Below are 19,904 nucleotides of genomic sequence, written 5' to 3'. Positions count from 1 at the left end.
TCCCCGGTCGCAGATCCACCCGGATGGGTTACGGGACGCGCCGGACGCCCTCGGCGAGTTCGGCCGCCAGTTCCCTTACCGCGGCGAGTCCCGCCTGCTCGTCGCCGTCGGCGTCGAGGATCCGCTTCACGAACGCGGAGCCGACGATGACGCCGTCGGCGAAGGCCGCGACCTCCTTGGCCTGGGCGGCGTTGGAGACGCCGAGGCCGACGCAGACCGGGAGCTCCCGGCCGGGCTCGGTGGTGGCGCGGGTGCGGCGGACCAGGTCGGCCGCCTGCTCGCCGACCGACTCGCGGGTGCCGGTGACGCCCATGAGGGAGGCCGCGTAGACGAAGCCGGAGCCGGCCGCCGTGATGGTGGCGAGGCGCTCGTCCCTGCTGCTGGGGGCGACGACGAAGACGGTCGCGAGACCGTGCTTCTCGGCGTTCGCACGCCACACCGCGGACTCCTGGACCGGCAGGTCGGGCAGGATGCAGCCGGCGCCGCCGGCCGCGGCGAGCTCCTCGGTGAAGCGCTCGACGCCGTACCGGTCGATCGGGTTCCAGTACGTCATGACGAGGACCGGCTTGCCGGTGGCCTCGTGGGCCTCGCGGACCGTCCGCATGACGTCGGCGATCTTGACCCCGCCGCGCAGGGCGATGTCGTCGGCGGTCTGGATGACCGGCCCGTCGAGCACCGGGTCGCTGTGCGGGAGGCCGACCTCGACCACGTCGGCGCCGCCGTCGAAGACGGCCCGGATGGCGGCGATGCCGCCGTCGACGGTCGGGAATCCGGCCGGGAGGTACGCGATGAGCGCGGCCCGGTCCTCGGCCTTCGCCTTGGCGAGGGTGTCGCTCAGCAGCTGGATGTTCCCACTCACTTGGCGTCTCCCTCGATCTCCGCGGTGTCCTCGGCCCCGGCGTCGGCGGCGACCTCGGTGTCGGCCTCGTACAGGCCGAAGTAGCGGGCGGCGGTGTCCATGTCCTTGTCGCCGCGGCCCGAGAGGTTGACCAGGATCAGACCGTCCGGGCCCAGCTCCCTGCCGACCTCCAGGGCCCCGGCGAGGGCGTGCGCGGACTCGATCGCCGGGATGATGCCCTCGGTGCGGGAGAGCAGCCGCAGCGCCTGCATGGCGGCGTCGTCGGTGACGGCGCGGTACTCGCCGCGTCCGCTGTCCTTGAGGTACGCGTGCTCCGGGCCGATGCCCGGGTAGTCCAGTCCGGCCGAGATCGAGTAGGGCTCGGTGATCTGGCCCTCCTCGTCCTGGAGGACGTACGACCGCGAGCCGTGCAGGATGCCGGGCTCGCCGGCGGTGAGGGTGGCCGCGTGCTCGCCGGTCTCGACGCCGTGGCCGGCCGGCTCGCAGCCGATCAGGCGGACGTCCGCGTCGGGGACGAAGGCGTGGAAGAGGCCGATGGCGTTGGAGCCGCCGCCGACGCAGGCGACCGCCGCGTCGGGGAGGCGGCCGGTGCGCTCCTGGATCTGGCGGCGCGCCTCGACGCCGATGACCCGGTGGAAGTCGCGGACCATGGCGGGGAAGGGGTGCGGGCCGGCCACGGTGCCGAACAGGTAGTGCGTGCGGTCCACGTTGGCGACCCAGTCGCGGAACGCCTCGTTGATGGCGTCCTTGAGGGTGCGGCTGCCGGACTTCACGGCGACGACCTCGGCGCCGAGCATCCGCATCCGGGCCACGTTGAGGGCCTGGCGCTGGGTGTCGATCTCGCCCATGTAGATGGTGCAGTCGAGGCCGAAGAGGGCGCAGGCGGTGGCGGTGGCCACGCCGTGCTGGCCGGCGCCGGTCTCGGCGATGACGCGGGTCTTGCCCATGCGCTTGGTGAGCAGGGCCTGCCCGAGCACGTTGTTGATCTTGTGCGAGCCGGTGTGGTTCAGGTCCTCGCGCTTGAGGAAGATCCGGGCGCCGCCGGCGTGCTCGGCGAACCGGGGCACCTCGGTGAGGGCGCTCGGGCGGCCCGTGTAGTGGACCATCAGGTCGTTGAGCTCGCGGGCGAACTCCGGGTCGGACTTGGCCTTGTCGTACTCGACGGCGACCTCGTCGACGGCGGCCACGAGGGCCTCCGGGATGAACTTGCCGCCGTAGGCGCCGAAGTAGCCCTCGGGGCTGGGGACCTGGCCCTCCAGGTCCGGGATGAAGAACTCGCTGGACATGCGGATGCTCCTCGCGGGGCGGGTGCCCCGTGCTGTGTACGTGCGGTCGGTGGTCACGGTATGCGCACACCCCACTCCCGTCCGCCGACGCCGGGCTCCCGCCCGCGCCGCGCCCGCCTGGGGCCTCCGGCGGCCCGCCTGGGCCTGCGGCCGCCCGCCCCCCGTTGTGGGCAATCGTTCCGCTGGGGCGGAACGGGTGGGCACAACGGAACGGCGCCCGTTGCCGGGCCTAGGCTTCCCGCGCCTGTACCCGCACCACTGGTGCGGCCCACAGGGTGTGCGGGTCAGGACACTAGGTGCGGAGGCTTGCCCACACGGGGGGGAAGGGAACGGCGACTGCCGGCAGCGGGTGCGGTGCCGGGCGACGGCGGGGCCACCCGGGTGGCGTCCCGGAGGGCGCCGACGGCCGAGGAGCGGTTGCGTCAGTTCGTGGAAGTGCGCGCGAGGCGCGGGCGCCATCGCATGCCGTTGACCTGGCCCGGCTCGGAGCCGATGACGTACCGGACGCGGCGGCCGTGGACACGGCGGGCGGGCGCGCGGCAGCCGCGCGGACGGCAGCCCCGGGCCAGCGGGGCGTGTTTGGAGACGGGCGCGGCGGCGGTACGGAGCCGGCCGCGGCGGCCCGAGGCGTCCGCGGACACGCCGGCGCCGCCCGGGGCGGAGCCCAGGGCGGTCGGCGTGGCGCGGACGGGGGTCATGACCGGGTCAGCTCCGGCCGTGCCGGAGGGCCGGGTGGGCTCCGGCGGCGACCAGGTCGGCGACGGCGGCCTTGGGGTCGCGGCCGGTGACGAGGGACTCGCCGACCAGGACCGCGTCGGCGCCGGCGTTGGCGTAGGCGATCAGGTCGTGCGGTCCCCGGACACCGGACTCGGCGATCTTGACGATGTGCGCGGGGATCTCGGGGGCGACGCGCTCGAAGGTGGAGCGGTCGACCTTGAGGGTCTTGAGGTTGCGGGCGTTGACGCCGATGATCCGGGCGCCCGCCTCGACGGCGCGCTCGACCTCGTCCTCGTCATGCACCTCGACCAGCGGGGTCAGCCCGATGGACTCGGCGCGCTCGATGAGGGAGACCAGCGCCTCCTGCTCCAGGGCGGCGACGATGAGGAGCGCGAGATCCGCTCCGTACGCGCGTGCTTCCCAGAGCTGGTACGCGGTGACGATGAAGTCCTTGCGCAGGACCGGGATGTCGACCCGGGCGCGGACGGCCTCCAGGTCCGCGAGCGAGCCGCCGAAGCGGCGCTGCTCGGTGAGGACCGAGATGACGGCCGCGCCGCCCGCCTCGTAGTCGGCGGCGAGTCCGGCCGGGTCGGCGATCGCGGCGAGCGCGCCCTTGGACGGGCTGGAGCGCTTGACCTCGCAGATCACCTTGACGCCGTCGCCGCGCAGTGCGGCGACGCCGTCCTTGGCCTGCGGCGCCTTGGCGGCGCGCTCCTTGAGCTCGTCGAGGGTGACCCGCGCCTGCCGCTCTGCGAGGTCGGCGCGTACGCCGTCGATGATCTCGTCGAGCACACTCACGCGAGGGGCCCCCTTCCGGGACGGTGATGGTGTTGAGGAACCAGGTTCAGCCACATCGATCCTATCCGCAGGACGGCCCCGGACTCGCATCGGCCGGAGCGGCGTCCCATCTGCTGGGACTCCCGGAGGGCTTCCCGTGGCGCCGCGGCGGGCCCTCAGGGGGCCAGCGCGGAGCCGAAGGGAAGGTTCCGGACCAGGGTGAAGAGGGCGAGGACGGCCCCGATCCCCCACCACAGGACGGGGGAGACCGAGAGGCGCATGGGCACCCCGCGGACGGCTCGAATCAGCCAGACGGCCATGAGGACGGCGAAGAGTCCGTAGCCGACGACGGCGAGGGCGTTGGCGCCGAGGGCGGCCGGGAGGTCGCCGTGGACGAAGGCGTGGGCGCTGCGCAGACCGCCGCAGCCGGGGCAGTAGACGCCGGTGAAGCGGAGCAGGGGGCAGACGGGGTAGTGGCCGGGTTCGTTGGGGTCGACGGTCCCGACATACGCGAAGGCGGCGGCGACGCCGGCGAGCGCGGCGAGCGGCGGGAGCAGCCGCCGTACGGGCGAGCGGGGCGGCGGCGGGGGCACGGGCGGTCCCGGGGGCCACGCGGGCGCGTGCGGGGCCGTCACGGGCCCGGCGCCCGGCCACGCGGGCGCGTGCGGCGGGGCGGGGTGCCCCTCCGCCGGGGGCGGGGGCGGCGGCGCGGGCCGCGCGGCGGCCTCCTGCCCGGCCGGTGCGCCCGGGGGCGCGGGTTCACCCGGTCGGGTGCCGGATGCGTCGGTCACGGCGCCGGTCGTCGGCTGCGGGTCCATCCGGTGATTCTCGCCCCGGACGCGCGGGAGCGCAGCCCGGCACGGCCGGGCTGCGCTCTCGGGTGTGTCGCGGTGCGTCAGGCGCGGGCCCGCGCGGTCACGGTCGCGGCCTCACGGGCGGCGGCGACGTCCGCCGTCTCCTTCGGCATGCCGAGGCCCGCGGCCTTCATCGCGCCGCCGACGATGCCGCCGAGCACGACGACGCCCACGCCCGCCCAGAAACCGGGCTGGTTGGCGGCCACCATGAAGACGCCGGCGATGCAGAAGCCGATGAAGGAGATGATGACACCGGTCCAGGCGGCCGGGGTGTGTCCGTGGGCGCTGCCCGCCATGAGTTGCTCCTCGTTGCAGTTGCTCGATGGTGAGGTCTCGCGTGCGCGGACTCTCGGCCCTCATTGTCCCGCACGCGGGCCCGCGAGGGTGACTCGGGGGTGCCGGGACGATCACGCGTCGCGGCCGGCGGCCGCGGGAGGGCGCGGCGGGCGCCGCGGCCGGAGGGCCGGGGGCCGCTGTCCGCCCCGTCCGGAGCCGGGCCGCGGCACCGCGGGATGCGGGTCCGGGCCCCGGGGAGCACAGGGTGCCGCCTCGGGGAGCCCGGAGTGTCGGGCCCGGTCGGGTCAGGACCCGTGCGTGGGGTCCTCGCCCCGGTCCAGGGCCTTCCACAGGTCCTCCGGCCGGTCCTGGTCGGCTGCGGGGGCCTTGCGGGGGGCCCGGGGGGCGCCCGTGCGCTCGTAGCGGCCGCCCATCGCGGGCCAGCTCTTGCCGAAGCGCAGCGCGAGGAGGCCGGCGATCAGGATGAGGACGGCGCCCGCGGCGGTCACGTACGGCCAGACGGTGTGGCTGAGCCCGGCCACGGCGGCGCCGGTGTCGCCGCTGATGCGGGCGGCCTCCGCGTCCAGGGCGGCGCTGTCGGAGGCACCGAGGACCGCGGCGAGCGCGGCGCCCGCGCCGCTGAGGGTGAGCAGCGCGGCGACGAGGGTCCGGCCGGTGCGGCGGACGGCGAAGACGGCGAAGAGAGCGGCGAGGCCGACGATCGCGAGGGCGGTGGGCACACCGGTGACGGTGCCGCCGTCGGCCTCGACGGCGACGTCGCCGCCGCCGACGGAGGCGGTGCCCTCCGCCCAGATCTGACCGGCGGAGAGGAGGACGACGGTGGCGCCCAGGGCACCGAGGAAGAGGGCCGCGGCCAGGCTGCGGCGGCCGCCGCCGGGGACGGCCGCTCGGGCGGCCCGGGGCTGGGGTACGGGTACGGCACTCACGTACCCCACTATCCCCTACGCGGTCAGGCGCCGTTCATCCGGTTGGCGGTGTGGACGGCGCGCAGGACGGCCGCGGCCTTGTTCCGGCACTCGTTGTCCTCGGCCACCGGGTCGGAGTCGGCCACCACACCCGCTCCGGCCTGCACATACGCGGTTCCGTCGCGGAGCAGGGCGGTGCGGATGGCGATGGCGGTGTCCGCGTCGCCGGCGAAATCGAGATAACCGACACATCCGCCGTACAGCCCGCGCCGGGAGGGTTCGAGCTCCTCGATGATCTGCATCGCCCGGGGCTTGGGCGCGCCGGAGAGGGTGCCGGCCGGGAAGCAGGCGGTGAGGACGTCGAACGCGGTCCTTCCCTCGGCGACCCGGCCGGTCACGGTGGAGACGATGTGCATGACGTGCGAGTAGCGCTCGACGGACATGAAGTCGACGACCTCGACGGAGCCGGGGGCGCAGACGCGGCCGAGGTCGTTGCGGCCGAGGTCGACCAGCATGAGGTGCTCGGCGCGCTCCTTGGGGTCGGCGAGCAGCTCCTCCGCGAGGTCGTGGTCCTCCTGCGGGGTGGCGCCGCGGTGCCGGGTGCCGGCGATGGGGTGGAGCAGCGCGTGCCCGTCCTCCACCTTGACGAGGGCCTCGGGGCTGGAGCCGACGACGTCGAAGCCGTTCTCGAAGCGGAAGAGGTACATGTACGGGGACGGGTTGGTGGCCCGCAGGACCCGGTAGACGTCGAGCGCGGAGGCCGAGCAGGGGGTCTCGAAGCGCTGCGAGGGCACGACCTGGAAGGCCTCGCCGGCCCGGATGCGCTCCTTGACGTCCTCGACGGCGTCCTGGTAGGCGGGGCCGCCCCAGAGCGCGGAGAACTCGGGGAGCGCGGAGGCGGGCAGCGCGGTGGGGGCGGTGGCGACCGGGCGGGCCAGGTCGGCCTCCATCGCGTCGAGGCGGGCGACGGCGTCGGCGTACGCCTCGTCGACGCCGGTCTCCAGATCGTTGTGATTGATCGCGTTGGCGATCAGCAGGACCGAGCCGTCCCAGTGGTCGAGGACCGCGAGGTCGCTGGTGAGGAGCATGGTGAGCTCGGGGAGCCGGAGGTCGTCGCGGCCGTGCTCGCCGATCTTCTCCAGGCGGCGGACGATGTCGTAGCCGAGGTAGCCGACCATGCCGCCGGTGAAGGGCGGCATGGCGGACGCCAGGTCGCGCGGGGTGTGGAGGGCCTCGACGGTGGCGCGCAGGGCCTTGAGCGGGTCGCCGTCGGTGGGGACGCCGACGGGCGGGGTGCCCAGCCAGTGGGCCTCGCCGTCCTTCACCGTCAGGGTGGCGTCGCTGCGGACGCCGATGAAGGAGTAGCGGGACCAGCTCCGGCCGTTCTCCGCGGATTCGAGGAGGAAGGTGCCCGGTCGTTCGGCGGCGAGCTTGCGGTAGAGCCCGACCGGGGTGTCGCCGTCCGCGAGCAGCCGGCGGCTGACGGGGATGACGCGGCGGTCGGTCGCCAGCTTGCGGAAGGTGTCGAGATCCATGGCGCCAGACCCTACTCGGACGCGGGGGCCGCGTCGGACGCGGATACGGGGAGCACGTCGGCGTCGAAGCAGGTCCGGGCGCCGGTGTGGCAGGCGGCGCCGACCTGGTCGACCTTGACGAGGACGGTGTCGGCGTCGCAGTCGAGGGCGACGGACTTGACGTGCTGGACGTGCCCGGAGGTGTCGCCCTTGACCCAGTACTCCTGGCGGCTGCGGGACCAGTAGGTGCAGCGGCCGGTGGTGAGGGTGCGGTGCAGGGCCTCGTCGTCCATCCAGCCGAGCATCAGCACCTCGCCGGTGTCGTACTGCTGGGCGATGGCGGGGACGAGCCCGTCGGGGCTGCGCTTGAGCCGGGCGGAGACGGCCGGGTCGAGATTGCTGCTCATGGCGCCATTGTGCCGCGCTCCGGGGTGGTGTCCGGCGGGGCGTCCACTGGGCGGACCGGTGGCGCCCGCCGTAGGCTGGCGCACATGTCGACCCATGCCAAACGTGAACGGCTTCTGCTCGCCGACCTGTTGGAGGCGGCGGGTCCCGATGCGCCGACGCTCTGCGAGGGCTGGCGGACCCGGGACCTCGCGGCCCATGTGGTGGTGCGGGAGCGGCGCCCGGACGCGGCGGCCGGCTCGCTCGTACCGGCGCTCAAGGACCGGCAGGACCGGGTGCAGGCGGAGTTCGCCGACAGGCCGTACGAGGAGCTGATCCGGCTCATCCGGACCGGGCCGCCACGGTTCTCGCCGTTCACGATCAAGCAGGTGGACGAGGGGGCGAACGTCGTCGAGTTCTACGTCCACGCGGAGGACGTGCGCCGCGCCCAGCCCGACTGGTCGGCGCGCGAGCTGGACCCGGTCTTCGCCGACGCCCTCTGGTCCCGGCTGGAGCGCACCGCCCGGCTGCTGGGCCGGAAGGTGCCGGTGGGGCTGGTGCTGCGCCGGCCGAACGGCCAGACGACGGTGGCGCACCGGGGCACCCCGGTGGTGACGGTCTCCGGGGAGCCGGGCGAGCTGACCATGTACCTGTTCGGCCGCCAGGACACGGCCAAGGTGGATCTGGACGGCGAGCCGGAGGCGATCGAGCGGCTTCGGGAGACGAAGCAGCTGGGGCTCTGAGCGGTCAGCGGGGCAGTTCGGCCCGGCGCAGGGCCGGGACCGCGAGGGCGTAGACCCCGGAGAGGGCGCAGACCGCCGCGCTGGCGACGAAGACCGGGCCGGGGCCCCAGACGCCGATGGCCGCCCCGGTGACCGGGAAGCTCAGCGGGGCGAGGCCGAGGCTGCCGAGGCTGGAGACGGCGCTCACCCGCCCGAGGTAGGCGGGGTCGCACTCGGTCTGCACGAGGGCGTTGCACAGGGCTCCGGAGAGTCCGGCGAGCAGGCCAATGGAGAGGGCCGCGAGGGCGGCGATCGGCAGCCGGGGGATGAAGGCGAGGGCGCCGACCGACACGGCTCCGACGGCCATGGTCCAGCCCATGACGCACCCGGCCCGGGGGACGTGGCCCTTGACGGTCAGCAGCAGGGAGGCGCCGGCGGCGCCCGTGCCGAAGCCGGCGAGGATCCATCCGATGCCGGAGGCTCCCCAGCCGCGCTGCTCGGAGAGGACCGCGAGGCCGACGTTGAGGGGGCCGGTGAAGCCGAGGTCGGCGAGGAGCACGACGATCATCAGCGGGCCGAGCGTCCGGTGGCCGCGGAGGTAGCGCAGGCCGTCGGCGAGGTCGCGCAGGGCGGTGCCGCCGCCCGCCCGGTCCTCCTCGGGAAGCGGGCGGAGCCTGAGCCCGAGCAGCAGGGGCAGGGAGAGCGCGAAGAGGATGCCCGCGGCGGCGAAGGCGGCGGCCGGGCCGCCGAGGGCGACGGCGAGGCCGCCGAGCGGGGCGCCGAGGACGGCGCCGAGGCGGTGGGCGATGCCGCGCATGCCCTGGACGCGGGCGAGCTGGTCGCGGGCGGCGATGCGGGGCGGCAGGGCGCCGACGGCGGGCAGGAAGAGGGCGTCGAGGACGCCGAAGACGAGGCCGACGGCGGCGAGGGCCCAGAGGCCGGGCGTGGTGAGGAAGAGGGCGGCGGCCAGGCCGAGGACGACCAGGGCGCGGACGGCGTCGGAGGCGATGACGACGCGGCGCGGGCCGAGGCGGTCGGCGATCACTCCCCCGCCGAGCATCAGGAGCGCGCGGGGGACGGCGGCGACGGCCATGACCAGCCCCGCCTGGGCGGGGCTGCCGGTGGAGACGGCGGACCAGGAGAGGGCGAGGTAGTAGACGCTGTCGCCGAGGGTGGAGGCGGTATAGGCGCCGAGCCAGCGCAGGACCTGGGGGTTCCGGTGGGCGGGCCGGGCCGGGGCGGCGGTCAGGGTGGCGGTCATGCGCGGTAGGGGAAGCCGTTGAGGTGGATGGCGACGTTTTCGCGGCCCTCGTTCTCGCCGGCGGCCTCCGCGGCGCGGGCCTGCTGGTCGTACTTGCGGAGGACGGCCTCCAGCTCGGCGCCGAGGGCGGTCAGCTCGTCGGCGGTGAGGCGGGGCAGCCACTCGGCGCTGAGGGAGGCGGAGCGCCAGGCGCCGGACCAGGTCTGCCGCTCGTCGAGGAAGCGGGCGTACATCCGGGTGCGCTGCGCGTCGACGGTACGGCCGAAGGCGATGCCGGCGGCCGCCAGCTCGGGGGCGTCGCGGAGGTCCTCGTCGTGGATGCTGAAGCCGTAGGAGCTCGGCTGCCACCACCGCTCCCGGCCGTCCGCCGACCGGGCCTCGGCCTCTTCGATGAGCCCGTGCTCGGCCAGCTTGCGCAGGTGGTAGCTGACCAGCGAGACCGCCTCGTCGACCTGGTCGGCGAGCTGGGAAGCGGTGGCGGCACGGGCCACGAAGAGGGCGCGGTAGAGGCGCATCCGCAACGGGTGCGAGATGGCCTTGAGGGTGCCGAGATCGGTGATCCGTCGGTTCTCCGGGGAGGTCATGTGCACGACTGTAGATGCGAAGGAAAAGTTGCACAACAAAGATTGCGCAACTGGTCCTGTGCATCCGGACAGCACGAAGGGCCCCCGAGGGGGCCCTTCGTGACAGCGCGTCGGACCGGAGCGGACCGGATGGGATCGAACCGGATCAGCGGACCGGGTGGCCGGCCGCCCGCAGTTCGTCCTTGACCTGCGAGATCCGCAGGTCCCCGAAGTGGAAGACGGAGGCCGCGAGCACCGCGTCCGCGCCCGCCGCCACCGCCGGCGGGAAGTCGGCCAGCCGGCCCGCTCCCCCGCTGGCGATCACCGGCACGCTCACGTGCTTGCGCACGGCCGCGATCATCTCGGTGTCGTAGCCGTCCTTGGTCCCGTCCGCGTCCATCGAGTTGAGCAGGATCTCGCCCGCTCCCAGCTCGGCGGCCCGGTGCGCCCACTCGACGGCGTCGATGCCGGTGCCCTTGCGGCCACCGTGCGTCGTCACCTCGAAGGAACCGGAGGGGGTCCGGCGGGCGTCGACCGAGAGGACGAGCACCTGGCGGCCGAAGCGCTCCGCGATCTCCTGGATGAGTTCGGGGCGCGCGATCGCGGCGGTGTTGACACCGACCTTGTCGGCGCCGGCCCGCAGCAGCTTGTCGACGTCCTCGGCCGTGCGGACGCCGCCGCCGACCGTGAGCGGGATGAAGACCTGCTCGGCGGTGCGGCGCACCACGTCGTAGGTGGTCTCCCGGTTGCCCGAGGAGGCGGTGATGTCGAGGAAGGTCAGCTCGTCGGCGCCCTCGGCGTCGTACAGCTTGGCCATCTCGACGGGGTCGCCGGCGTCCCGCAGGTTCTGGAAGTTGACGCCCTTGACGACCCGGCCGTTGTCCACGTCCAGGCAGGGGATCACGCGTACGGCGAGGCTCATGCCGCACCACCCGGCCGCGGCTCCGGGCGGAAGGCCTCGACCTCGACCTCGACGACCAGGCTCGGGTCGACGAAGCCGGACACGATGATCATCGACGCGGCCGGGCGGACGGCGTCGAACAGCTCCTTGTGGGCGCGGCCGACCTCCTCCACGTCCCGGGCGTGGGTGATGTACATCCGGGTGCGGACGACGTCCGCCGGGCCCAGGCCCAGCTGCTCCAGGGCGGCGAAGGCCACGTGGAAGGAGTTCACCGTCTGGTCGTAGGGGCCTCCGCCGGCGATCTGGCCGCCCACGACGGACGTGCAGCCGGCGACGAGGACCAGGCCGTTCGGCAGTTCGACCGCGCGGGAGTAGCCGAACTGCTCCTCCCAGGGGGCCCCGGTGACGACCTTCTTCACGCCGTCGGTCATACGGCCGCCACCGCCTCCAGGGCCTCTTCGAGGGTGAAGGCCTTGGCGTACAGCGCCTTGCCGACGATCGCGCCCTCGACGCCGAGCGGCACCAGGCCGGACAGGGCCCGCAGGTCGTCCAGGGACGACACGCCGCCGGAGGCGACGACGGGCTTGTCGGTGGCGGCGCAGACGTTCTTCAGGAGCTCCAGGTTGGGGCCCTGGAGGGTGCCGTCCTTGGCGATGTCGGTGACGACGTAGCGCGAGCAGCCCTCGGAGTCGAGGCGGGCGAGCGTCTCGTAGAGGTCGCCGCCGTCGCGGGTCCAGCCGCGGCCGCGCAGGGTCGTGCCGCGGACGTCGAGGCCGACGGCGATCTTGTCGCCGTGCTCGGCGATGACCTTGGCGACCCACTCGGGGGTCTCCAGGGCGGCGGTGCCGAGGTTGACGCGGGTGCAGCCGGTGGCGAGGGCGGCGGCCAGCGAGGCGTCGTCGCGGATGCCCCCGGAGAGCTCGACCTTGATGTCCATGGCCTGAGCGACCTCGGCGATCAGCTGCCGGTTGTCGCCGGTGCCGAAGGCGGCGTCGAGGTCGACGAGGTGGAGCCACTCGGCGCCGGAGTTCTGCCAGGCGAGGGCCGCCTCGAGCGGGGAGCCGTAGGAGGTCTCGGTGCCGGACTCGCCGTGCACGAGGCGGACCGCCTGGCCGTCGCGGACGTCGACGGCGGGGAGGAGTTCAAGCTTCTGAGCCATGATCAGAGGGTCTCGATCCAATTGGTGAGGAGCTGGGCTCCGGCGTCGCCGGACTTCTCGGGGTGGAACTGGGTGGCCCACAGGGCGCCGTTCTCGACGGCCGCCACGAAGGGCTCGCCGTGGGTGGCCCAGGTGACCTTGGGGGCGCGGATGTTCTTGTTGCCGACCTCCAGGGTCCACTCGCGCACCGCGTAGGAGTGCACGAAGTAGAACCGGGAGTCGGTGCCGAGGCCGGCGAACATCTCGCTGCCCTCGGGCGCGTCGACCGTGTTCCAGCCCATGTGGGGGACGACGGGGGCGTTCAACGCCTCGACCGTACCGGGCCACTCGTCGAGGCCCTCGCTCTCCACGCCGTGCTCGGAGCCGTGCGCGAAGAGGATCTGCATGCCGACGCAGATGCCCATGACCGGGCGTCCACCGGAGAGCCGGCGGCCGATGATCCAGTCGCCGCGGGCCTCCTTGAGCCCGCGCATGCAGGCGGAGAAGGCGCCGACGCCGGGGACGAGGAGGCCGTCGGCGTTCATCGCGGTCTCGTAGTCGCGGGTGATCTCGACCTCGGCGCCGACCCGGGCGAGGGCGCGCTCGGCCGAGCGCACGTTGCCGAAGCCGTAGTCGAAGACGACGACCTTCCTGGGGGTGCTCGCCGTCATGCCCACACGTCCAGCCGCAGCACACCGGCGGCGAGGCACATCGCGGCGCCGATCGCGACGAGCGCGACGAGGCCCTTGGGCATCTCCTGCTTGACGAAGGAGTAGATGCCGCCGAGCAGGAACAGCCCGACGACGATGAGGATGGTGGAGAGGCCGTTCACGGTCAGAGCGCGCCCTTCGTGGAGGGGAGGATTCCGGCGGCGCGCGGGTCGCGCTCGGAGGCGTAGCGGAGGGCGCGGGCGAAGGCCTTGAACTGGCACTCCACGATGTGGTGCGCGTTGCGCCCGTAGGGCACGTGGATGTGCAGGGCGATCTGGGCCTGGGCGACGAAGGACTCGAAGATGTGCCGGGTCATCGTCGTGTCGTACGAGCCGATCATCGGCGCCATGTTCTCGGGCTCGGTGTGCACGAGGTACGGGCGGCCGGAGAGGTCGACGGTCACCTGGGCGAGCGACTCGTCCAGCGGGACGGTGCAGTTGCCGAAGCGGTAGATGCCGACCTTGTCGCCGAGGGCCTGCTTGAAGGCGGCGCCCAGGGCGAGGGCGGTGTCCTCGATGGTGTGGTGCGAGTCGATGTGCAGGTCGCCGTCGGTCTTGACCGTCAGGTCGAAGAGGCCGTGGCGGCCGAGCTGGTCGAGCATGTGGTCGTAGAAGCCGACCCCGGTCGACACGTCGACCTTGCCGGTTCCGTCGAGGTCGATCTCGACGACGACGGAGGTCTCCTTGGTGGTGCGCTCTACGCGGCCTACGCGGCTCATCGCTCCTGCTCCTTCATCAATTCACGAACCGCGTCGAGGAACGCGTCGTTCTCTTCGGGGGTGCCGGCGGTGACCCGCAGCCATCCCGGTACGCCGTTGTCCCGGACCAGGACGCCCCGGTCGAGGATCCGCCGCCAGGCCGCGTGCGTGTCGGGGAACTTCCCGAACTGCACGAAGTTGGCGTCCGAGTCGGTGACCTCGTAGCCGATGGCGCGCAGCTCGGTGACGAGCCGGTCGCGCTCGGCCTTGAGCTGCTCGACGTACCCGAGGAGGGTGTCGGTGTGCTCCAGGGCGGCGAGCGCGGTCGCCTGGGTGACGGCCGAGAGGTGGTACGGCAGCCGGACCAGCTGCACGGCGTCGACGACGGCCGGGTGGGCGGCGAGGTAGCCGAGCCGCAGTCCGGCGGCGCCGAAGGCCTTGGACATGGTCCGGGAGACCACCAGGTTCGGGCGGCCCTCGATGAGGGGCAGCAGCGAGTCCCGGTGGCTGAACTCCACGTACGCCTCGTCCACGACGACCACGGAGGGCTTGGCCGCCTGGGCCGCCTCGTACAGGGCGAGGACGGTCTCGGCGGCGACGGCGGTGCCGGTGGGGTTGTTGGGCGAGGTGATGAACACGACGTCGGGCCGGTGCTCGGCGATCGCCGCGGCGGCGGCCTCGACGTCGACGGTGAAGTCCTCGTTGCGCGGGCCGGAGATCCAGCCGGTGCCGGTGCCGCGGGCGATCAGCGCGTGCATCGAGTACGAGGGCTCGAAGCCGATCGCGGTGCGGCCGGGACCGCCGAAGGTCTGCAGCAGCTGCTGGAGGACCTCGTTGGACCCGTTGGCCGCCCAGACGTTCTCCAGGGCGACCGGGTGCTTGCCGGTCCGGGTGAGGTAGCGGGCCAGCTCGGTGCGGAGCTCGACCGCGTCCCGGTCGGGGTAGCGGTTGAGGCCGCGGGCGGCCTCGGCGACCCGCTCCGCGATGCGGGCCACGAGGGGCTCGGGCAGCGGGTAGGGGTTCTCGTTGGTGTTCAGCTGGACGGGCACGTCGAGCTGGGGCGCGCCGTACGGGGACTTGCCCCGGAGCTCGTCCCGGACGGGGAGGTCGTCGATCCGGATCTCGGTCACTTCTGGGGGACCTTCCATCCGAACCGCGCCTTGACCGCCGCGCCGTGGGCGGGCAGGTCCTCGGCCTCGGCGAGGGTGACCACGTGGTGGGCCACGTCGGCGAGCGCGTCGCGCGTGTAGTCCACGATGTGCACCCCGCGCAGGAAGGACTGCACGGAGAGGCCCGAGGAGTGGCAGGCGCAGCCGCCGGTGGGCAGGACGTGGTTGGAGCCCGCGCAGTAGTCGCCGAGGGAGACGGGCGCCCAGGGGCCGACGAAGATCGCGCCGGCGTTGCGGACGCGGTCGGCGACGGCCGCGGCGTCGCGGGTCTGGATCTCCAGGTGCTCGGCGCCGTACGCGTCGACGACCTTGAGGCCGTCGGCCAGGTCGCGGACGAGGACGATCGCGGACTGGCGTCCCGCCAGGGCCGGGGCGATCCGGTCGTCGACGTGCTTGGAGGCGGCGACCTGGGTCTTCAGCTCGGCCTCGGTGGCGGCGGCCAGCTCCTCCGAGTCGGTGACCAGGACGGAGGCGGCCATCGGGTCGTGCTCGGCCTGGCTGATCAGGTCGGCGGCGACGTGCACGGGGTCGGCGGTGGAGTCCGCGAGGATCGCGATCTCCGTCGGGCCGGCCTCCGCGTCGATGCCGATGCGGCCCTTGAGGAGGCGCTTGGCGGCGGCCACGTAGATGTTGCCGGGGCCGGTGACCAGGTTGACGGGGGCGCAGCCGGGCTCGCCGTCGGCGCCGTCGGCGGTTCCGTACGCGAACATGGCGACGGCCTGGGCGCCGCCCGCGGCGTACACCTCGTCGACGCCGAGCAGGGCGCAGGCGGCGAGGATCGTCGGGTGCGGGAGGCCGCCGAACTCCTTCTGCGGGGGCGAGGCGACGGCCAGGCCCTCGACGCCGGCCTCCTGGGCCGGGACGACGTTCATGACGACGGAGGACGGGTAGACCGCGCGGCCGCCGGGCACGTAGAGGCCGACGCGCTCGACCGGGATCCACTTCTCGGTGACCGTGCCGCCGGGGACGACCTGGGTGGTGTGGGTGGTGCGGCGCTGCTCGCGGTGGACGAGGCGGGCGCGCCGGATGGACTCCTCCAGGGCGGCGCGGACGGGCGGGTCGAGCTCGTCGAGGGCGCGGGCGATCGCCTCGGCGGGGACGCGGAGGCCCGGGACGCGGACGCCGTCGAATTTCTCCCCGTAGTCGATCACCGCGGCCGCGCCATGATGCCTGACGTCCTCGCAGATCGGCCGCACCGTCTCCAGGGCGGCTTCCACGTCGAACTCGGCACGGGGCAGCAGGTCGCGCAGGGCGGAACCCTCGGGGAGGGCCTCGCCGCGCAGATCGATTCGAGAGATCACGGGTCAATTCTCGCAGACGGCCCACAGCGCCGGACGCCCGTATCAATGGCTGATACGGGCCACACTGGCGTCTTGTCGCCACTCCTGACCGTTAGCGTTCAGCCCGTCACTCAGCGGGAAGAACGGCTGTACGAATCCACGGGACCCCGGTTACGCAGCGGGACACGTGTCGCGGAATCGTGCGAGCGGAGCGTGGAAAGCGAGGGGGCGGCGTTGACCGAGCCGCACGAGGACGGGATGCCGGACGGTCTCACAGGCCCGGAGCGGGCGGTGTGGCGGGCGTTCGTCGTCGGCAGGACGTGTGATCTGACGGAAGGGGTCGCGGAGCGGGACGACCCCTTCGGGGGGCGGGAGTGGGGGGAGGAGCGGAGCGTCCGCGCCGACGTGGTGGCGCTGCTGCTGCTCGCCGGACCGCCGGCCCGGTCCGGCCGGGTGGCCGCGCTCAAGCTGCGGGGGGTGCGGATCACCGGCGTGCTGAACCTGGCGGGCGGGACGATAGGTCCGTACGTGGAGCTGCACGGCTGCCGGTTCGACGGCGAGGTGGTGCTGCCGGAGGCCCGCTTCGGCACGCTGCGGCTGGTCGAGTGCGCCCTGCCGCGGCTGGAGGCGGCCCGGCTGCACACCGAGGGGGACCTGCACCTGCCGCGCTGCCGGGTGCGCTGGGGCATCCGGCTCACCGACGCACAGATCGGCACGGACCTGCTGGTCAACCAGATCCAGGTGTGGCCGGACCGGCGCGGCCGGGCCATCACCGCGGACGGGATGGTGGTCGCCCAGGACCTCCAGGCCGAGCTGATCGAGACGTACGGGGAGGTGAGCCTGCGCGGCGCGAAGATCGGCGTGTCGCTGAGCCTGCGGGGCAGCGTGCTGCGCGGCGCGCTCGGCCGCCGCGCGCTCAACGCCCCGCAGCTGACGGTGGAGCGCTCGCTCTATCTGAACGCGGCCTGGGTGTACGAGGAGCAGGACACCGCGGGGCAGAGCACGGCCACCCCGCCGTACGGGGTGACCCCGGCCCAGGGCGCGCACCGCAGGCCGGTCGAGTTCCACGGCGGGGTGCGCCTCGACGACGGCCGCTTCGGGGACGCGGTGGACCTGCACCACGCCCGGTTCCTGCTGAGCGGGGCGCGCCGCGAGGAGGTGTCGCTGCGCCGGATCGTCACCCCCGAGCTCCGCTTCAACGGCGAGCGGCCGGAGGAGGGCCGCGTCGTGCTCAACGGCGCGAAGGTCGTCACCCTCATCGACCTGTCGACCAGCTGGCCGGGGCCCGGCGGTCTCGCGATGGGCGGCTTCGCCTACGAGAACCTCGTGCCGTACGGGCACTTCCCGCTGGCCCGGCGCCTGGAGTGGGTGGCGGCCGCGACCCCGGAGTACGCCCCCGAGCCCTACGAACGCCTGGCGACGGTGCTGCGCGCCAGCGGGGAGGACGCCGACGCCCGCGAGGTGCTGCTGGCCAAGCAGCGGCGCAGACGGGAGACCCTGCCGGTGGCGGGGAAGCTCTGGGGCCACCTCCAGGACTGGACCGTGGCCTACGGCTACCGGCCGGGGCGGGCGGCGCTGTGGATGGCGGTCCTGTGGGCGGCCGGCACGGTCGCCTTCTCCCACTACCGGCCGATCCCGCTGAAGGCGGAGGAGGCCCCCGAGTGGAACGGCCCGCTGTACGCGCTGGACCTGCTGCTCCCGGTGATCAATCTCGGCCAGGACGGCTACTGGCGCCTGGAGGGGATCTGGCAGTGGGCGGCGGCGGTGCTGATCCTGCTGGGCTGGATCCTGGCGACGACGGTGGCGGCGGGCGCGACCCGGCTCCTGAGCAGGGGGTGAGGCGGGCCGCGGGGACCGGGCCGGGCCGCCTCCCGCGGGGTCGCGGGAGCGGCCGCCGCGGCTCCGTTCGGGGAGGATCCGGGGAGGCCGGGCGGCCGCCGGGCCGCCCGGGAGGCGGAGCGGCGAAGGATCGGTGTGGTCCGGGCGTGGGGGCGCGAAGGTTTGGTGAGCGGGCCGTGAGACCGGCTGCCGAGGGGGCGGTGGGCGGGAGACAATACGTCACACCATGTCCTTTCTCTGTGCCCTGATCGGCGCCGCTCGTTCGGCCCGGCACGCCCCGCGGCTCGCCGCCGGGTCCGTGCCGGACGACGACGTGCTGCTCGACGCCCCGGACGACCGGCTCGGCCCCGCCCTGGTCGCCGCCGCGCTGGCCGATCCGGAGCCCGCGGCGAAGCTGCTCGCCACGACCCGGGACTGCGGCGAGTGGGAGGACCGCGATCGGTACGTCACCCGGCTCGCCGCCTTCGCGTACCACAGGGACGACTGGCTGACCCACTGGCTCTGTGTCGCGCCCCGCGACCCCGACGCCCTGCTCGTCACCGCGCAGCTCTCCGTCCGCCGGGCCTGGGAGTCGCCCGCCCGGGCCGAGCGGCTGCGCGAGCTGGGTCCGCTGATCCGGACGATGGCCGAGGAGGCGCCGCACGACCCGGTGCCCTGGCGCCTCGCCCTGGACCACGCGCGCGGGGCGCACGCCCGCCCCGCGGTCTTCGAGTCCCTCTGGGAGCAGGCGGTGCGCCGCTCGCCGCACCACTACGGCTGCCACGTCGCGGCGCTCAAGTACCTGTCCGCGCAGTGGTACGGCTCGCACCGCGCCGCCCTCGACTTCGCCGAGCAGGCCGCCGACGACGCCGCGCCGGACTCGCTCGTCCGCGCGCTGCCGGTCCGGGCCGCCTACGACCGGCTCCGGGTGCCGCCGGACCGGGAGCCCGCCGTGCCGGAGGCGCGGATCGACCGGGCGGCCGACCGGGCGCTCGCCCTGTCGGAGGTCTTCCCGGGCGGCGACCCGTGGCCCGCCGAGGTCCGCAACCTGCTCGCGTACGTGCTGGTGGAGCGGGCGCGGTGGGAGGACGCGCGGGCGGAGTTCGGCCGGATCGGGGCCCACGCGACCTCCTTCCCGTGGGGGTCCGCGCCGGGTGGCGGGCGGGGTGCCGGGGGCGAGGACCCGCTGCGCCGGTTCCTCGCCGCGCGGGACACGGTGAGGACCGAACTGGCCCGTCGTACGCCCCTCTGGGAGACCGGACGGGGACGGGCACGACGGGGCGGGCCCGGCGGCCACTAGGCTGACCGCTGTGACCACCGCTCGCCTGCCTCTCTTCCCGCTCAACGCGGTGCTGTTCCCGGGCCTCGTGCTGCCGCTGAACGTCTTCGAGGAGCGTTATCGCGCCATGATGCGCGAGCTGCTCGCGATCGACGACTCGGAGCCGCGCCGCTTCGCCGTCGTCGCCATCCGCGACGGCCGCGAGGTCGCCCCGACGGCCCCCGGCATGCCGGACCAGACGGCGCTGCCGGAGAAGGGTCCGGCGGCCGGCTTCGGCCCCGACCCCATCCAGGCCTTCCACCGGGTCGGCTGCGTCGCGGACGCCGTGCAGATCCGGGAGCGCGCCGACGGCAGCTTCGAGGTGACGGCCACCGGCACCACCCGGGTGAAGCTGCTCTCCGTCGACGCGAGCGGGCCGTTCCTGGTCGCCGAGGTCGAGGAGCTGCCCGAGGAGCAGGGCGAGGAGGCCGGCAGCCTCTCCGAGGGGGTGCTGCGGGCCTTCCGCAGCTACCAGAAGCGGCTGGCCGGAGCCCGGGAGCGGTCCCTGACGACGAGCGAGCTGCCGGACGACCCGTCGGTGGTGTCGTACCTGGTCGCGGCGGCCGCGGTGCTCGACACTCCGTCGAAGCAGCGGCTGCTCCAGGCCCCGGACACGGCGACCCGGCTGCGCGAGGAGCTGACGCTGCTGCGCGCGGAGACGGCGGTCATCCGCCATCTGCCCTCGCTGCCGGTGGTGGACCTGACGCAGGCCCCGACCTACCCGAACTGAGGAA

23 protein-coding genes are annotated in these 19,904 nt (G+C 74.1%); 4 read left to right on the top strand and 19 right to left on the bottom strand.

Going from position 1 to position 19,904, the window contains the following annotated elements; all coding sequences use genetic code 11:
- Positions 1-28: 28 nt before the first annotated feature.
- From trpA to hisI, 9 genes are all read right to left on the bottom strand, one after another.
- A complete protein-coding gene (gene trpA / locus ACF09E_RS25310; RefSeq protein ID WP_392207285.1) occupies positions 29-859 on the bottom strand; it encodes a tryptophan synthase subunit alpha in 831 nt (276 codons plus the stop codon).
- Entirely contained in the window at positions 856-2,145 is a 1,290-nt protein-coding gene (gene trpB, locus ACF09E_RS25305; protein WP_383429990.1) for a tryptophan synthase subunit beta, read from the bottom strand. The genes trpA and trpB overlap by 4 nt, the downstream gene beginning before the upstream one ends.
- Before the next feature lie 422 nt (positions 2,146-2,567).
- On the bottom strand, positions 2,568-2,714 hold the full coding sequence (trpM, locus tag ACF09E_RS25300; protein WP_392207620.1) for a tryptophan biosynthesis modulator TrpM: 147 nt from the start codon (positions 2,712-2,714) through the stop codon (positions 2,568-2,570).
- Positions 2,715-2,850: 136 nt separating this feature from the next.
- Positions 2,851-3,660: an indole-3-glycerol phosphate synthase TrpC gene (trpC, locus tag ACF09E_RS25295; RefSeq protein WP_392207283.1), complete on the bottom strand. Its 810-nt coding sequence runs from the start codon at positions 3,658-3,660 to the stop codon at positions 2,851-2,853.
- A 155-nt stretch (positions 3,661-3,815) separates the two neighbouring features.
- On the bottom strand, positions 3,816-4,457 hold the full coding sequence (locus tag ACF09E_RS25290; RefSeq protein ID WP_392207281.1) for a DUF2752 domain-containing protein: 642 nt from the start codon (positions 4,455-4,457) through the stop codon (positions 3,816-3,818).
- 77 nt (positions 4,458-4,534) lie between these two features.
- Positions 4,535-4,789: an HGxxPAAW family protein gene (locus tag ACF09E_RS25285; protein WP_388802346.1), complete on the bottom strand. Its 255-nt coding sequence runs from the start codon at positions 4,787-4,789 to the stop codon at positions 4,535-4,537.
- A 285-nt stretch (positions 4,790-5,074) separates the two neighbouring features.
- Entirely contained in the window at positions 5,075-5,725 is a 651-nt protein-coding gene (locus ACF09E_RS25280; protein ID WP_392207279.1) for a TIGR02234 family membrane protein, read from the bottom strand.
- A gap of 14 nt (positions 5,726-5,739) precedes the next feature.
- Positions 5,740-7,230: an anthranilate synthase component I gene (locus ACF09E_RS25275; protein ID WP_392207277.1), complete on the bottom strand. Its 1,491-nt coding sequence runs from the start codon at positions 7,228-7,230 to the stop codon at positions 5,740-5,742.
- Between the two features lie 11 nt (positions 7,231-7,241).
- A complete protein-coding gene (gene hisI, locus ACF09E_RS25270) occupies positions 7,242-7,616 on the bottom strand; it encodes a phosphoribosyl-AMP cyclohydrolase (protein ID WP_392207275.1) in 375 nt (124 codons plus the stop codon).
- 84 nt (positions 7,617-7,700) lie between these two features.
- On the opposite strand from hisI, the gene ACF09E_RS25265 reads away from it, so the two are divergent.
- Positions 7,701-8,336 carry a TIGR03085 family metal-binding protein gene (locus ACF09E_RS25265; RefSeq protein ID WP_361852770.1) on the top strand — a complete coding sequence of 212 codons (636 nt, stop codon included), beginning with the start codon at positions 7,701-7,703 and terminating at the stop codon, positions 8,334-8,336.
- A gap of 4 nt (positions 8,337-8,340) precedes the next feature.
- Here the strand turns inward: ACF09E_RS25265 and ACF09E_RS25260 are convergent, their stop codons facing one another.
- The 10 genes from ACF09E_RS25260 to hisD form a co-directional block, all read right to left on the bottom strand.
- Complete coding sequence (locus ACF09E_RS25260) at positions 8,341-9,576, bottom strand: MFS transporter (RefSeq protein WP_392207273.1); 1,236 nt, start codon at positions 9,574-9,576, stop codon at positions 8,341-8,343.
- Positions 9,573-10,160, bottom strand: a complete 588-nt coding sequence (locus tag ACF09E_RS25255; protein ID WP_392207271.1) for an ArsR/SmtB family transcription factor — start codon at positions 10,158-10,160, stop codon at positions 9,573-9,575. The genes ACF09E_RS25260 and ACF09E_RS25255 overlap by 4 nt, the downstream gene beginning before the upstream one ends.
- Before the next feature lie 145 nt (positions 10,161-10,305).
- Positions 10,306-11,061, bottom strand: coding sequence for an imidazole glycerol phosphate synthase subunit HisF (hisF, locus tag ACF09E_RS25250; protein ID WP_392207269.1), 756 nt, complete (start codon positions 11,059-11,061; stop codon positions 10,306-10,308).
- Positions 11,058-11,471 (bottom strand): RidA family protein, encoded by a 414-nt coding sequence (locus tag ACF09E_RS25245; RefSeq protein WP_392207267.1) that lies wholly within the window; start codon positions 11,469-11,471, stop codon positions 11,058-11,060. The genes hisF and ACF09E_RS25245 overlap by 4 nt, the downstream gene beginning before the upstream one ends.
- Positions 11,468-12,199 (bottom strand): bifunctional 1-(5-phosphoribosyl)-5-((5-phosphoribosylamino)methylideneamino)imidazole-4-carboxamide isomerase/phosphoribosylanthranilate isomerase PriA, encoded by a 732-nt coding sequence (gene priA / locus ACF09E_RS25240; protein ID WP_361852779.1) that lies wholly within the window; start codon positions 12,197-12,199, stop codon positions 11,468-11,470. Before priA ends, ACF09E_RS25245 begins: the two co-directional genes overlap by 4 nt.
- A gap of 2 nt (positions 12,200-12,201) precedes the next feature.
- Entirely contained in the window at positions 12,202-12,849 is a 648-nt protein-coding gene (hisH, locus tag ACF09E_RS25235; RefSeq protein WP_392207265.1) for an imidazole glycerol phosphate synthase subunit HisH, read from the bottom strand.
- Positions 12,846-13,010: a hypothetical protein gene (locus ACF09E_RS25230; RefSeq protein ID WP_187283980.1), complete on the bottom strand. Its 165-nt coding sequence runs from the start codon at positions 13,008-13,010 to the stop codon at positions 12,846-12,848. The genes hisH and ACF09E_RS25230 overlap by 4 nt, the downstream gene beginning before the upstream one ends.
- A 2-nt stretch (positions 13,011-13,012) precedes the next feature.
- Positions 13,013-13,606, bottom strand: a complete 594-nt coding sequence (hisB, locus tag ACF09E_RS25225) for an imidazoleglycerol-phosphate dehydratase HisB (protein ID WP_015032911.1) — start codon at positions 13,604-13,606, stop codon at positions 13,013-13,015.
- Entirely contained in the window at positions 13,603-14,715 is a 1,113-nt protein-coding gene (locus tag ACF09E_RS25220; protein WP_392207263.1) for a histidinol-phosphate transaminase, read from the bottom strand. Before ACF09E_RS25220 ends, hisB begins: the two co-directional genes overlap by 4 nt.
- The gene (gene hisD, locus ACF09E_RS25215; RefSeq protein WP_392207261.1) at positions 14,712-16,055 is read right to left on the bottom strand and encodes a histidinol dehydrogenase; all 1,344 of its coding nucleotides are present in this window, start codon (positions 16,053-16,055) and stop codon (positions 14,712-14,714) included. Before hisD ends, ACF09E_RS25220 begins: the two co-directional genes overlap by 4 nt.
- Before the next feature lie 213 nt (positions 16,056-16,268).
- On the opposite strand from hisD, the gene ACF09E_RS25210 reads away from it, so the two are divergent.
- From ACF09E_RS25210 to ACF09E_RS25200, 3 genes are all read left to right on the top strand, one after another.
- Entirely contained in the window at positions 16,269-17,873 is a 1,605-nt protein-coding gene (locus ACF09E_RS25210) for an oxidoreductase (RefSeq protein ID WP_392207259.1), read from the top strand.
- Positions 17,874-18,099: 226 nt separating this feature from the next.
- Positions 18,100-19,152, top strand: a complete 1,053-nt coding sequence (locus tag ACF09E_RS25205; protein WP_392207257.1) for a hypothetical protein — start codon at positions 18,100-18,102, stop codon at positions 19,150-19,152.
- Between the two features lie 10 nt (positions 19,153-19,162).
- Positions 19,163-19,900 carry an LON peptidase substrate-binding domain-containing protein gene (locus tag ACF09E_RS25200; protein ID WP_361852798.1) on the top strand — a complete coding sequence of 246 codons (738 nt, stop codon included), beginning with the start codon at positions 19,163-19,165 and terminating at the stop codon, positions 19,898-19,900.
- Positions 19,901-19,904 lie beyond the last annotated feature (4 nt).

It is taken from the genome of Streptomyces sp. NPDC014891, from assembly GCF_043081085.1.
Classification (GTDB): Bacteria; Actinomycetota; Actinomycetes; order Streptomycetales; family Streptomycetaceae; genus Streptomyces.
This window is presented reverse-complemented; position numbering and strand designations above follow the sequence as displayed.

Excerpts from the sequence above, each read along its gene's own strand:
- trpB (WP_383429990.1), bottom strand. The coding sequence starts at position 2,145 with ATGTCCAGCGAGTTCTTCATCCCGGACCTGGAGGGCCAGGTCCCCAGC.
- ACF09E_RS25290 (WP_392207281.1), bottom strand. The coding sequence starts at position 4,457 with ATGGACCCGCAGCCGACGACCGGCGCCGTGACCGACGCATCCGGCACC.
- ACF09E_RS25285 (WP_388802346.1), bottom strand. The coding sequence starts at position 4,789 with ATGGCGGGCAGCGCCCACGGACACACCCCGGCCGCCTGGACCGGTGTC.
- ACF09E_RS25275 (WP_392207277.1), bottom strand. The coding sequence starts at position 7,230 with ATGGATCTCGACACCTTCCGCAAGCTGGCGACCGACCGCCGCGTCATC.
- hisI (WP_392207275.1), bottom strand. The coding sequence starts at position 7,616 with ATGAGCAGCAATCTCGACCCGGCCGTCTCCGCCCGGCTCAAGCGCAGC.
- ACF09E_RS25265 (WP_361852770.1), top strand. The coding sequence starts at position 7,701 with ATGTCGACCCATGCCAAACGTGAACGGCTTCTGCTCGCCGACCTGTTG.
- ACF09E_RS25260 (WP_392207273.1), bottom strand. The coding sequence starts at position 9,576 with ATGACCGCCACCCTGACCGCCGCCCCGGCCCGGCCCGCCCACCGGAAC.
- ACF09E_RS25255 (WP_392207271.1), bottom strand. The coding sequence starts at position 10,160 with ATGACCTCCCCGGAGAACCGACGGATCACCGATCTCGGCACCCTCAAG.
- hisF (WP_392207269.1), bottom strand. The coding sequence starts at position 11,061 with ATGAGCCTCGCCGTACGCGTGATCCCCTGCCTGGACGTGGACAACGGC.
- ACF09E_RS25245 (WP_392207267.1), bottom strand. The coding sequence starts at position 11,471 with ATGACCGACGGCGTGAAGAAGGTCGTCACCGGGGCCCCCTGGGAGGAG.
- priA (WP_361852779.1), bottom strand. The coding sequence starts at position 12,199 with ATGGCTCAGAAGCTTGAACTCCTCCCCGCCGTCGACGTCCGCGACGGC.
- hisH (WP_392207265.1), bottom strand. The coding sequence starts at position 12,849 with ATGACGGCGAGCACCCCCAGGAAGGTCGTCGTCTTCGACTACGGCTTC.
- hisB (WP_015032911.1), bottom strand. The coding sequence starts at position 13,606 with ATGAGCCGCGTAGGCCGCGTAGAGCGCACCACCAAGGAGACCTCCGTC.
- ACF09E_RS25205 (WP_392207257.1), top strand. The coding sequence starts at position 18,100 with ATGTCCTTTCTCTGTGCCCTGATCGGCGCCGCTCGTTCGGCCCGGCAC.